Source organism: candidate division WOR-3 bacterium (assembly GCA_039803925.1).
Classification (GTDB): Bacteria; Hydrothermota; Hydrothermia; order Hydrothermales; family JAJRUZ01; genus JBCNVI01.
In genome coordinates, this window is the sequence record JBDRZL010000006.1 from 15,493 (window position 1) to 28,577 (window position 13,085).

General features: G+C 28.9%; 11 protein-coding genes. 8 read left to right on the forward strand and 3 right to left on the reverse strand.

The annotated features are described in order from the left end of the window. The first annotated feature begins 98 nt into the window (after nt 1-98). The 6 genes from ABIN17_03995 to priA all read left to right on the forward strand — a co-directional run bounded on the left by ABIN17_03995 (nt 99) and on the right by priA (nt 7,251). Nucleotides 99-1,163, forward strand: coding sequence for a type IV pilus twitching motility protein PilT (locus ABIN17_03995; GenBank protein ID MEO0284221.1), 1,065 nt, complete (start codon nt 99-101; stop codon nt 1,161-1,163). 6 nt (nt 1,164-1,169) lie between these two features. After that, nucleotides 1,170-3,254, forward strand: coding sequence for a hypothetical protein (locus ABIN17_04000; GenBank protein MEO0284222.1), 2,085 nt, complete (start codon nt 1,170-1,172; stop codon nt 3,252-3,254). Then, a complete protein-coding gene (locus ABIN17_04005; GenBank protein ID MEO0284223.1) occupies nt 3,238-4,176 on the forward strand; it encodes a GGDEF domain-containing protein in 939 nt (312 codons plus the stop codon). The genes ABIN17_04000 and ABIN17_04005 overlap by 17 nt, the downstream gene beginning before the upstream one ends. A gap of 57 nt (nt 4,177-4,233) precedes the next feature. Then, nucleotides 4,234-4,506 carry an HU family DNA-binding protein gene (locus ABIN17_04010; protein MEO0284224.1) on the forward strand — a complete coding sequence of 91 codons (273 nt, stop codon included), beginning with the start codon at nt 4,234-4,236 and terminating at the stop codon, nt 4,504-4,506. 127 nt (nt 4,507-4,633) lie between these two features. Further along, a complete protein-coding gene (locus tag ABIN17_04015; GenBank protein MEO0284225.1) occupies nt 4,634-5,125 on the forward strand; it encodes a metallophosphoesterase in 492 nt (163 codons plus the stop codon). An 11-nt stretch (nt 5,126-5,136) separates the two neighbouring features. Then, complete coding sequence (priA, locus tag ABIN17_04020) at nt 5,137-7,251, forward strand: primosomal protein N' (GenBank protein MEO0284226.1); 2,115 nt, start codon at nt 5,137-5,139, stop codon at nt 7,249-7,251. Here the strand turns inward: priA and ABIN17_04025 are convergent. The 3 genes from ABIN17_04025 to gltX form a co-directional block, all read right to left on the reverse strand. Next, nucleotides 7,228-9,225: a thioredoxin domain-containing protein gene (locus ABIN17_04025; protein ID MEO0284227.1), complete on the reverse strand. Its 1,998-nt coding sequence runs from the start codon at nt 9,223-9,225 to the stop codon at nt 7,228-7,230. The two genes, priA and ABIN17_04025, sit on opposite strands and share 24 nt — an antisense overlap. 9 nt (nt 9,226-9,234) lie before the next feature. Beyond that, the gene (locus ABIN17_04030) at nt 9,235-9,783 is read right to left on the reverse strand and encodes a thioredoxin family protein (protein MEO0284228.1); all 549 of its coding nucleotides are present in this window, start codon (nt 9,781-9,783) and stop codon (nt 9,235-9,237) included. Between the two features lie 90 nt (nt 9,784-9,873). Continuing rightward, nucleotides 9,874-11,337: a glutamate--tRNA ligase gene (gltX, locus tag ABIN17_04035; GenBank protein ID MEO0284229.1), complete on the reverse strand. Its 1,464-nt coding sequence runs from the start codon at nt 11,335-11,337 to the stop codon at nt 9,874-9,876. Between the two features lie 39 nt (nt 11,338-11,376). On the opposite strand from gltX, the gene gcvPB reads away from it, so the two are divergent. Next, the gene (gcvPB, locus tag ABIN17_04040) at nt 11,377-12,804 is read left to right on the forward strand and encodes an aminomethyl-transferring glycine dehydrogenase subunit GcvPB (protein ID MEO0284230.1); all 1,428 of its coding nucleotides are present in this window, start codon (nt 11,377-11,379) and stop codon (nt 12,802-12,804) included. Beyond that, a complete protein-coding gene (locus tag ABIN17_04045; protein ID MEO0284231.1) occupies nt 12,797-13,084 on the forward strand; it encodes a hypothetical protein in 288 nt (95 codons plus the stop codon). Before gcvPB ends, ABIN17_04045 begins: the two co-directional genes overlap by 8 nt. The last annotated feature ends 1 nt before the right edge of the window (nt 13,085 follow it).

Here is a 13,085-nt window from a genome sequence, read left to right on the forward strand (position 1 = left end):
GAAAGGAATAAAAAATGGCTGAAAATGTACCCAAAAGAGCGGAAGTTAAAAAACCTGAAGTAACACCGGAGGCTGAGGATAAAAAAACAAAGGTTCAAATGCTTTCTCTTTTACAGGAGATGGTTCAGAGAGGGGCAACCGACCTTCATATTTCTGCTGGTGCACCACCTATGTTTAGAATTGATGGTGTTCTTATTCCTTCTTCGTACCCACCTGTTACTCCTGAACAGGCACAGGCTCTTGCTTATTCAGTTATGAGAGATGAGCACAAGAAAAAATTTGAGGAGGAATGGGAATGTGATTTTTCTTTTGGAATTTCAGGACTTTCAAGATTCAGGGCGAATGTATACAAACAGAGAGGAACAGTTTCAATTGCTATAAGAACTATACCTTTCAGAATCAGAAGTTTTGAGGAACTTGGAATACCACCTGTTATTCCAGAACTTGCAACAAGACCAAAGGGACTTATTCTTGTAACAGGTCCAACAGGTTGTGGTAAATCAACAACCCTTGCAGCACTAATAGACAAAATTAATTCAGAAAGAAGATGTCATATTATTACAATTGAAGACCCTATAGAATATCTTTTTGCAAATAAAAAAGCTTTAATCTCACAGAGACAGGTTGAAAGTGATACAAAATCTTTTAAAGCTGCTTTAAAGTATGCTTTAAGACAGGATCCAGATGTTGTTATGATAGGTGAGATGAGAGATTATGAAACAATAGCTGCTGCATTAACTATTGCAGAAACAGGACACTTAACACTCGCTACATTACATACTAATTCAGCTGTTGAATCTGTTAACAGGATTATCGATGTTTTTCCACCACATCAACAACAGCAAGTAAGAGCTCAACTTGCCTTTGTTTTGCTCGGTGTTGTTACTCAGGCTCTTTTACCAAAAATTGGAGGTGGAAGAGTTCTTGCCTGTGAAGTTCTTGTGGCAACACCTGCAGTTAGGGCTTTAATAAGGGATAATAAATTGCATCAGATTTATGGAGTAATTCAGGCTTCTCAGAAATTTGGAATGCAGACAATGAATCAGTCTATATTTAAACTTTATATGGAAAGAAAAATTACATTAGAGACAGCACTATCTTTTTCGCCCAACCCTGAAGAACTTGAGCAGATGATAAAAGAAAAATTGCCATCAGTGAGATAAAATTTTTTGGAGAAAGGACTTTTTGAATCCTTACTCTACTCAGAGTCTTTATTAAAACCCTATAAGATTATTTATGATATTGAAGATTTTGTTTATGAAGTCTTGTCAGAGGAATTAAAAAGTTTAATTAGTAATTTCAAAAGGGAATTTGATTCTCCTCTTGTAATTTTTGATGTAGAGAAGATTTCAGATTATGATACTTTAAAGAAGATTTATGATGAATATAAAAAAGAATTGAAAGGTTTTTGGAAGGAATTGCTGGAATATCTTTTTTATAAAATATCAAGAAAACTTTTTAATGGTAAGAGAAAATTTGGAACAAAATGGGATGAATTTTTAGAATTAAGTCAAAGTTTTGAACTTCTTGATATAACTTCCTTAAGTGAAATATTGACTAAAGAAGAACTTTCAATTAGTCTTTTTACCCTATTTATTACCTTTATTATTTATGAATTACAAAGATATGAAATTATAGATAGGTTAAGTGTACAAGAAAAGGAAGTATGTAAAAAAATTGTAAAATGGAATCAGAGAGTTTTTAAATTACTTGAACCAGAAATTAATAAAAATGAAAAAGATGATAAAATTTTGGAGACAAAAAGAGAGTTATTGAAATTTTTTGATGAAAAGATAAAGGAGATTAAAGATGACCTTGAAAAAGAAAATATATTTGAACTTTCAGATAAATTAAGCCGAGAATTTACAAAAATTCTTAGATTTACATCTATCACTTTAAAGGATAGGTTAAAGGATTTAATTAAAAAAGAAAATCCCTTACCCCTAATTCCTGAGAATCATATATTCTATATTTTGAAATTTTTTAGAGCTTTTGAAAAATTACATCTTGATTTTAAGGATTTCGAAAAAGATTTAAAATTATTATTTGTTGAGGGGTATAAATTTTTTAAAGGAGAATCTTCTCCTTTTTTTGATAGATTTTTGGAAAGAAAAATTCTTGGAATAGATATTAATCTAACAGAATTTTATTCAAAAAATGTTCATTTTGTAAAGGATATTCTTCAAAAAATTTTTGAATTGAAACTGATGGAGAAAAAAATTTTAATAAGACCTCTTGAAAATCCTTATGAAGATGCTAAAAAAAGTGATTCTTTTGTTTATTTTTCTTTGATTCCAAGAGGAGCTTTTATAAAACTTAAAAATTTAAAAAGAATAAAAGTAAAAATTGAGGAACCTAAAAAATTTAAAGATTTTTTAAAGAAATATAAAAATGTAATTTCAGTTTTAGTATATGATATAAGGGGTTCAACATTTATGTCTCTGACTCTCTTTAATGCTGAAAAAGAACTATCACTAAAAAAGAAATTTCAAGAAATAATGAAAAACTCTATAATTTCTTATGGGGGATTTCCAGTTAAGGAAACAGGTGATGGAGGTATTGCCTTTTTTTCTGAAAACTCAGGAAAATTATATAAGGAAGTTTTTGAGGAAAGTGTTTTGAGCGGACATAGAATGAGATTCCAAAAGGCTGTTTCAGAACAGGTGCTCATAAAGCCTGGCGAAAATTCAGGTGAAAGAGCTCTTTTATGTGCCCTTGAACTTCTTGAAAAATCAGAGGAATTTATAAGAAAAAATTATTCTGAATACAGGGGATTTTTCCCCGATGCTCTCGGTATAGATAAACCCTTGAAGAGCCTATTTAGACTCGGAGTCGGAATTTTTTCCGGTAAACTGGAAAAGGATATTTATTTATCTTTTAATTCATATGGTGATTTTGATATTCAGGGACCAGTTCCAAACCTTGCTTCAATTCTCTCAGAGATAAGATTTCCTGAATTTTCAAGCATTCTTTTTGATATTGGGACTTTGGCCAATGTTCTTATTAATTCAAATATAATTGAAGTAGAGGAGGATATTAAAGAAATTGATTTAAAAGATTTACTTTTAGAGGGTAAAACTTTTAAAATAAAGAATAAAAATTTTTTAATAAGTAATCTGGGGTATATTGATCTTGAAGAAGGAAATAAGGATAAAATTTTTAAGATGGAAGAAATCAAAGAAATTGATTTTTTAAATGATTTATTTGTAATTGAAAATAAAAAAGGGATTCCAATTTATGGCGGAAGAAGATAAATTGAAAATTTTACTCGGTAATTTCCCTTATATTTTGAATTTTTTGTGGAATAAGAATAAAACAAAATTGATACTTAAAGAAATATTAAATTCTAATAAAAAGAGTTTTTTTCTTTATAAAAAAATTAAAGACAAATATGTTCTGATTGAGTGTATGAATTTAGATAAAAGTCTTCTGCCCGAAGAGATTGAATACAGGGATATACATTTTAAGGAAGTTCCTTATGTTTCTTCTTTAATTTTTGAAGAGTTAAAGGATTCAATAATTTTTCCCTTTTTTAGTTACGACAAAACAATAGGTTTTATAGGAACAAGGGAAAAGGATTTGAAAGATGATGAAATTTTGTTTTTTTATTTCCTTTCACTTTTATACGAATTAATTGATTTTCAGGAAAAAATAGAGAACCTTGTTACCAAGGATGATCTTACAGATTTAAGCAATTCAAAGTTTTTTCTTGTCTCTTTAAGAACACTTTTAAGTGATAGGAGTAATTTTCCAGTAACGGTTATCTTTATGGACCTTGATAATTTTAAGGAGATAAACGATTTACACGGTCATTTTGTGGGTGGAAGGGTTTTGCAGAAGGTGGGGGAATTTTTAAAGAACTTTTTCATTTCCAGTGATTATTCTTATGCAATAATTTCAAGATATGGTGGTGATGAATTTTCTTTTATTTTTCCAAAAACTTCCCTTGAGGAGGGTGTTGTTATTGCTAATACTATACGAAGGGAACTTGAGGAAAATAAAATTTATGTGAGGGAAGATCTTTCATTCAATATTAAAGCAAGTTTCGGTGTTTCAAGTTTTCCTGTTTCTACTGATAAACCTGAAAAACTTCTTGTTCTTGCAGATAGGGCTCTTTTTGAAGCTAAAAAGATGGGAAAAAATTCCGTTTTTTCTATACCACCAGTTGAAAAATAACAAGTTTAAAATTATATTATTATTGGGTTCAATTCCTTAAAAATTTGGAAAAAAATAATGACAAAGCATCAAATTATACAGATAATACATAAAGAAACTGGTCTCCCGAGAAAAGATGTAAAGATTGTGGTTGAAAAGTGTATAGATATAATAAAAAATTCCCTTTTATCAAAGGAAAAAGTATCCTTAAAGGGATTTGGTATATTTAAGGTTAAATGGAGAAAACCAAGAACAGGAAGGAATCCTGCTACAAAAGAAAAAGTTCCAATTCCTGCAAGGTGGAGAATAGTTTTTGAACCTTCACCTAAAATGAAAATACCTGAAGAATGAAAGGGTTTAATTCCCTTTTTAATAATAAATAAAAAAATATGCCTTGCGGAAGAAAAAGGAAACTTAAAAAAATAAAAAAACATAAACTAAAAAAAAGAAGAAAAAAGATGAGACATAAAAAGAAAAAGTGAAGAAATTTGTAATAATTTCAGATACTCATATACCTAAGAGAGCAAAGGAATTGCCAAAAGAAGTTTTGAAAGAAATTGAAAAAAGTGAAGGGGTTATTCATGCAGGAGATTTTGTTTCAGAAGAATTTTATAGGTTTCTCGAAAAAAATTTTTTACTCCATGCGGTTTTTGGAAACATGGATGAACCCTTTTTATTTAAAATTTTACCCGAAAAAAAAATTTTTGAAATTGAAAACTTGAAGGTTGGGCTTTATCACGGAACAGGTGCACCTTTTGGAATAGAGAAAAGAGTTTTAAAAAAGTTCGAGGGAGATAATGTTGACCTTATTATATTCGGACACTCCCACCGAGTTTTTAATAAAAAAATGGGAAATATTCATCTTTTTAACCCAGGTTCAGTTTGTGATAAATTTTTTTCTTTTGTAAATACATATGGTATAATTGAGGTTGAAGGAAAAAAATTTGATATAAAGTTAATAAAGCTCTAAAATAAATTTTGATGATATTTTACGATTTTCTTGTTACAGGAATACCCACACCTTTAACTTATAAAAGTGAAAAAAAACTAACTAAGGGTTCATTATTTTATTTAAAAGTAAAGGGTAAAAAGAGAATCGGAATTACTCTTAAAGAAAATAAAAATCCGAGTATTGACTTTAGTAAAATCATAGATGTTAAAGAAGAGGATTATTTTGGTTTTACCTATCCAGAAAAAGTAGTTGATTTTATTTTATGGTGTAAAGATTATTACAGAACAAGTTTTGATAAGGTGCTTCAATTTTTTATACCTTCTTCATCGAGTTTTATTGAAAGGGAATTTTATGTTTTCAAAAAATTTGAAAAAAATCTTGAGGAAAAAGAAAAAATTATCCTTGAATTTATAAAAATTAAAAAAAGAGTTTCAAGGAAAAATTTAATTAAAAAATTCAAAAGTGGTGTTATAAGTTATCTCAAAAAATTAGAAAAGAAAAATTTAATTGAAAGGGAATTTTTATTCAAGAACAAAAAACAAAAATTTTTTGATTTTAAATTAAGTGAAATAAATTTACCAGATAAACCAACTGAAATTCAGAAAAGAATAATAGATGAATTTTTTGAGGAGAAGGATAAAAAAATTTTTTTAATCCATGGTGTAACAGGAAGCGGAAAGACTTTCATCTATAGAGAAATAGTAAAAAGATTTTTAAAGGAAGGTAAAAAGGCACTTATCCTTGTGCCTGAAATTTCCCTTTTACCTCAGATTGCTCCTTACTTTTTATTTAAAGATTTTAAGCTTTTTCTCTATGCCTTTATTCTTAATCCTGATGAAAAATGGGATGTTTTACATCATATACTTTCTGATGAACCCTGTGTAGTTGTTGGAGCAAGGTCAGCAAGTTTTCTCCCTTTTAAAGATCTCGGTGTTATTATAGTAGATGAGGAACAGGAAGAAAGCTATAAAGAAAAGGAAAGAGAACCATTTTATCATACAAGAGATATTTTAATAAAAAGGTCAGAGCTTGAAGATATACCTATAATTTTTGGAACGGCAACTCCTTCATTAGAAATTTATAATAAATCAAAAGTTGAAGGAAAATATTTTTTTATACCTGAAAGAATATCCGGCTATAGAAATCCTAAGGTAGAGATTATCTCCTTAAGAGCTGAACCAGGTCGTTTTTATTTAACAGGTAAATTACTTCAAGATATTGAGGAAGTTTTAAGCGAGAATAAAAGGGTGATTTTATTTATAAATAAAAAGGGATTTGCTCATTTTATGCAATGTAAAACATGTGGATTTATACCTTTTTGCCCGAATTGTTCCATTTCACTTACCTACTATAAAAGGAAAAATTTACTTTTGTGTCACTTTTGTTCATGGAAAGAGGAGGCTCCGCAGGTTTGTCCAAATTGTAAATCTATAAATTTAAAAACTTCTTCTTTTGGAACTGAGAAAATTGAAGAGGAATTAAGATCTTTATTTCCCAAAAGAATTATTAAAAGAATGGATAGGGATGCAATATCTGGAAGAAAAAAAGTATTTGAAGTTTTTGATGATTTTATTAAAGGAAATATTGATATACTTGTAGGAACCCAGATGGTTATAAAGGGGCTTGATAATCCAAGTGTCGGACTTGCTGCCTTTTTATGTGCAGATGAAGATTTGAATTTTCCTGATTTCAGAGCAAGGGAAAGGATGTTTCACAGATTAATTCAATTAATGGGTAGAGTCAGAAAGGAAGGTAAAACAATTATTCAAACCTATAATCCTGATGAAAAAATTTTTGAAAAGGTTTTGAATTTTGATATTGAAGGTTTTTATAAAGAGGAACTTGAAGAAAGGAAAAAATTCAAATACCCACCCTTTTCAAATCTCATTTTAATAGAAACAAATACAAAAATTCCTGAGGATGGTGAGGATATATTGAGATATATAAAAGAGAAAATTAAAAAAAGTTCCCTTCCCCTTGAAATTTTAGGTCCTTCTGTACCCCCGATAGCAAAAATCAAAGGCTTTTACAGGAATAGATTGATATTGAAAGTGGAAGATAAAAATTTAATTAAAAAGGTTTTAGACCTTGTTCCTTTAAATTCAAAAATTAAGCTGGATTTAAACCCCTATGATTTTCTTTAAGATTAAATTTTTATCAAAAGTTTTTAAATCACAACTAAAGTTTTTACATAAAAAATAGGTTGTTTTCTCATCTATTTTTTTATAAATTTCATCCTCTTTTTGTTTCAAAATTAAGAGTATAAAAGGCTCAAATATCTTATTGATTTTTAAATTTAATTCAATTGCATCTTCTTTATTACCTAATATCACAAGTTGAGTATTTTCATTAAAATAAAAAATGTTACTTAAAAGAAAAGAAAAAGCATAGGGGGCTTCTTTTAAAAAATTGAATAGTGTTTTTAATGTTTTATGAGAGAAATTGTAATATTTTTCTTCACCTGTTATGAAATATAGTTTTATTAAATTGGAGAGCATAACAGAGTTTCCGGAAGGGTAAGAAGATTCAAAAATTGATTTATTTTCAAAAGGCAAATCATTTTTTTCTGTTTCTGTAAAATTAAATATGTAATTTTCTTTATTTAAGAATTTTTCAATAACATAATCTGTATAATAAACAATCTCATCAATTAGTTTATCATCAAAAATTGTTTCATATAATTCAATAAGTGCCCATATGAAAAAGGAATAGTCATCTAAGAATCCTTCTAAATTTGTTTCTCCCTCTATGTTTTCATGAAATATTTTTTTATTTTTGATTAAATTGTTTTTTATGAAGTTATAGATGTTAAGTGCAGAATTTAAAAATTTTTCTTTATCTGTAACCTTGTATAATTTCAAAAGTGAAATCATTAAAAGAGAGTTCCAGTCAGTTAGAATTTTATAATCGGTAAAAGGTCTTATTCTTTTTTCCCTTATTTTTAAAAGTTTTTTTCTTATATTTATCCATTTTTTTTGATTTTCTTCCTCAATTAATTTTTTTGAATGAAAAATAATTTTATTTTCAAAATTTCCTTCATTATTTATTTCAAAGTATTTTTTTATAAAATCAAATTCTTCTTTATCTAAATTCTTTTCTAATTCTTCATAATTCCATAAGTAATATTTTCCTTCAATTCCCTCTGAATCTGCATCAATACTTGTAAAATAAGCTCCATCCTTATTTTTCATTTCCCTTTCAAGAAATTCAAAGATCTCAAGAGCTGTATTTAAATAAAAATTATTTTTTGTAACTTGGTATGTTTCAATGTAAGATAAAATTAAAAGTGCTTGGTCGTATAACATTTTTTCAAAATGTGGGACTCTCCATTCCTTGTCCACTGAGTATCTGAAAAAACCAAAGCCTATCTGGTCAAATATTCCCCCTTTCCTCATATTTTTAAGGGTTTCTTCTACCATTAAAATTGCCTTTTTTTCTCCTTTAACTTTATAATACCTTAAAAGAAAATAGTTATTTTGTGGTGTGGGAAATTTAGGTGAATATCCAAATCCACCATTTACTTCATCAAAATTTTCTTCATAATATAAAAATAATCTGTCAAAAATACACTTAAACTCTTCTTTTTTTATTTCAATTTCAAGTGGAAATAATTTTTCTTGCCTTTCAAAATTTTTTATTATGTTATCAGCATAGGTTTTTATTTCCTCTTTTTTTTCTTCCCATAATTTTATTATTTCTTCTAAAATATCAATAATTCCTCTTAATCCGAATTTCTGAGTTTTAGGAATATAGGTAGAGATAAAAAAGGGTTTTTTATCAGGAGTCATAATAATTGTGAGTGGCCATCCGCCTTTATTTGTCAGGTAGAAGGATAAATTCATATAAAAGTTATCAATATCTGGTCTTTCTTCTCTATCAACTAAAATTGATATAAAGTTTTCATTCAATATTTTTGCAACTTCTTCATCATAAAAACTTTCCTCTTTCATGACATGACAAAAGTGACAGGAGGAATACCCTATGGATAAAAAAATTGGTTTATCTTCTTTTAAAGCTTTTTCAAAGGCTTCATAAGACCAAGGATAGAAATTAACAGGTGAATCAGCGTAAGACCTTAGGTAGGGACTTTTTTCTTTTTTTAATTTATTTAGCTTCAAATTTTTAATTTAAACCCATTTTATAGAACAACCTATTGAGGGTTTTTGAATCTCAGGGGGTTTTTCATCATTAATGAGTTTGAAACAGGCTTCTTTTAATTCTTCTCTTGTTACAAGATTTTCATCCTTCCAGTTGTCATCAAATCTTCCGTGGTAAAAAAGTCTCATGTTTTTATCAACTAAATATATATCAGGGGTGCATTGAGCTTTATAACTTTTTGCTATTTCCTGAGTTTCATCAACAAGGTAGGGAAAAAAAATTCCCCATTCTTTTATTTTATTTTTCATTTCTTCAACAGAATCCTCGGGATATTCAGAATTTTTTGAGTTAGGATTTATTGCTACTGTGTTTATCCCTTTACTTTTTATTTCTCTTCCAAGTTTTAAAAGTCTTGGCCATATAGCCCTTGCGTATGGACAGTGATTACAGGTAAAAACAATTAGTAATCCCTTTTCTCCCATTAGTTCTTTTGAGGAAAATTTTTTTCCAAAAGGGTCCTTTAATTCAAAATCAGGCATTTCTGTTCCTATTGGAATTATATAAGATTCTACTGCCATTTTAAACTCCTTTTAAATTTTTAAAGAATATGGAATTGAACCAATTTATAAATATAATGGAAATATTTTTATGTTTCAAGGTTTAAAAGTTTATTCTTTTTTTATTTCCGTTTTACCTGGAATATACCCCCAGAGTTCCTTTATTATTTTCCTTATTCTTTCAATGCATCTTTCTTTTCCCAGAAGCTCCATCAATTTGAAAAGAGAGGGTCCAACTTTTCTACCTGTCATTGCAAGTCTAAGTGGATGGATTAAAAAGGCATGTTTCTCTCCAAGATTATCAGCCACTTTTCTTACCACTTCTTCTATTATCTTTTCATTCCATTCTGAGAGTTTTGCAAATTCACTTTTTATTTCCTCAAGACCTTCGAATACCTTTGGATTTCCGAAGTATCTTTCAACTGCTTCAATATCGTATCCAAATTCATCTTTATAAAAGTATTCGATTAAATAAGGTATATCTTTTAAAACTTTTGCCCTTTCCCTTGTGAGTTCTATTGCTTTTTTTAAATAATCTGTATCTTTTTCAAATTCCTTTTTCCACCATTTTTCTTTTCTTAAAAATTCAATAGAAATTTTTATAAGTTCATCCAGATCCTTTCTTTTTATATATTCTGAATTAAGCCACAATAATTTATTCCTATCAAAAATACTTGCACTTTTTCTGCAATCTTTTATATCAAATATTTTTATCATTTCTTCCTTTGATATTATTTCTCTGTCCTCACCAGGAGACCAGCCAAGGAGTGCAAGAAAGTTAAATAAAGCTTCGGGTAAAAATCCTTCTTCCTTATATTCAAGAACAGAAGTTGCCCCGTGCCTTTTTGATAATTTTTTTCTGTCAGGTCCTAAAATCATTGGTAAATGTGCAAATTCTGGAATCTTAAAACCAAGGGCATTGTATAAAAGTATTTGCTTGGGCGTATTTGAAATATGGTCATCACCTCTTATAACATGGGTTATGCCCATATAGTTATCATCTATTACACAGGCAAAATTGTAAGTGGGGGTTCCATCGCTTCTTAATATTATGAAATCTTCAATTTCCTCATTTTTAAAGACAATTTCTCCGTGAATTAAATCAATAAATTTTGTTTCACCTTCAGGTATATAAAATCTAATAGTTTTTTCTTTTCCTTCCTTTAAAAATTTTTCAATTTCTTCCTTTTCCCTTTTTAAACATTTTCTTGAATATTTAATTGGTTTTTTTTCAAGTTTCTGCAAATTTCTTTCTTCTTCAAGTTCTTTTTCTGTGCAGAAACAAAAGTAGGCTTTCCCTTCTTTTACAAGTTTTTCTGCGTATTCTTTATAAATATTAATCCTTTTACTTTGAAATACTATTTCTTCGTCCCATTCAATTCCAAGCCACCTAAGACCATCAAGTATTATAAGAGTCCATTCTTCTTTTGATCTTTCAACATCTGTATCTTCTATTCTTAATAAAAATTTTCCTCCTCTATTTTTTGCATATAGGTAATTATATATAGCAGTTCTAACTCCTCCTACATGAAGAACACCTGTTGGTGAAGGGGCAAATCGTAGTCTTACACTCATAATTTTGATTATAAGTTATAAAAATCTTAAAATTAAATTATGGGAAATATATTTTCACAATTTAAAAATAGAATCAGGGAGGGGGATTTTGAGATTCCTTCTACAATTCCTGAATACCTTAAAAGAAAAAGACCCCCTCGTATTCCTGATTTAAAGGAAAATGAAGTTATAAGACACTTTGATAGACTTGGAAGAAAAAATTATTCTGTAGATTACGGGTTTTATCCTCTTGGTTCCTGTACAATGAAATATAATCCAAGGTTAAATGAGGAGCTTGCAAGTATCCCAAATTTTACAGAACTTCATCCCCTTCAGCCTGCTTTTACAGTTCAGGGAATTTTGAAAATAGCTAAAGAACTTGAAAATTTTCTCTCTTTAATTTCAGGTATGGATGCAATTACATTACAACCTGCTGCAGGTGCTCATGGCGAGCTTGTAGGAATGTTAATTGTAAGGAAATATCATACAGAAAAAGGTAATCCGAGAAAATTTGTTTTAATTCCGGATTCAGCACATGGAACAAATCCAGCCTCAGTGACTCTTGCAGGTTACACAGCTTTAGAAATAAAGTCAAATTCTCAAGGTCTTGTTGATATTGATGAGCTAAGAAAAAAGGTAAATGAAGATGTTGCTGCCTTTATGATAACAAATCCAAATACCCTTGGTTTGTTTGAATCCAATATAAAACTTATATCTGAGATTTTACATGAAAAGGATATTCTCCTTTATATGGATGGAGCAAATTTAAACGCACTGCTTGGTATAACAAGACCAGGAGATTCAGGAGTTGATATTTTGCACTTTAATTTACACAAAACTTTTTCTACACCTCATGGAGCAGGAGGTCCTGGTTCAGGTCCAATAGGTGTTAAAAAGTTTCTTGAAAAATATCTTCCAGTTCCAAGAATTGTTGAAAGAAAAGGTAATTTTGAACTTTCCTATGATTTTCCCCATTCAATAGGTAAAGTTCATGCTTTTTACGGTCATCCACTTATATGGATAAGAGCCTTTGCCTATATTTTAAGAATAGGCAGGGAAAATTTAAGAAAAATTGCTGAATTTGCAATTTTAAATGCCAATTATTTAAGAAGGAAACTTGAAAAATATTTTGAAAATCCTTATTCTGATAGACCATCAATGCATGAGTTTGTTTTATCTGCTGAAAACATTAAAAGAAAATACGGTGTTAAAGCACTTGATATTGCTAAAAGACTCCTTGATTATGGATTTCATGCTCCAACTATGTATTTTCCTTTAATTGTTAAAGAAGCTTTAATGATTGAACCCACTGAAACAGAATCCCTTGAAACTCTTGATGCTTTTGCTGAAGTGATTGAAAAGATAATGAAGGAGATTGAGGAAAATCCTGACCTTGTAAAAAATGCTCCTCATAATGCTCCGGTAAAAAGGTTAGATGAGGCAAAAGCAAATAAGGATCTTGATGTAAGGTATACTTTTAGTGAGTAATAATTTAAATAATAAAGAAATTTATGATGACCTTATAGAAAAAATTGCAAGGAGAATTTGTGATTTAAGATTAGAGACAATTTTTATAATTATATTTGAGTCAATAAAACCTCTTTCCTTTATTGCTTCAAGTGCTCTTGTTGCTTTTGAACCGATAATAAATTCAATTTTTTCTTTTAAGGATTACGAAAGGTTTTACAGAATGCTTGAGGATAGAGAAAATATTGAGAAACTCATAAGAAAAATTGAGGAGCTTTCAGAAAAAAAAGTGAAAAATTGAA

Coding starts and splice junctions, on each gene's coding strand:
- ABIN17_04010 (MEO0284224.1), top strand. CDS start 4,234: ATGACAAAGCATCAAATTATACAGATAATACATAAAGAAACTGGTCTC.
- ABIN17_03995 (MEO0284221.1), top strand. CDS start 99: ATGCTTTCTCTTTTACAGGAGATGGTTCAGAGAGGGGCAACCGACCTT.
- ABIN17_04005 (MEO0284223.1), top strand. CDS start 3,238: ATGGCGGAAGAAGATAAATTGAAAATTTTACTCGGTAATTTCCCTTAT.
- gcvPB (MEO0284230.1), top strand. CDS start 11,377: ATGGGAAATATATTTTCACAATTTAAAAATAGAATCAGGGAGGGGGAT.
- gltX (MEO0284229.1), bottom strand. CDS start 11,337: ATGAGTGTAAGACTACGATTTGCCCCTTCACCAACAGGTGTTCTTCAT.
- ABIN17_04030 (MEO0284228.1), bottom strand. CDS start 9,783: ATGGCAGTAGAATCTTATATAATTCCAATAGGAACAGAAATGCCTGAT.
- priA (MEO0284226.1), top strand. CDS start 5,137: ATGATATTTTACGATTTTCTTGTTACAGGAATACCCACACCTTTAACT.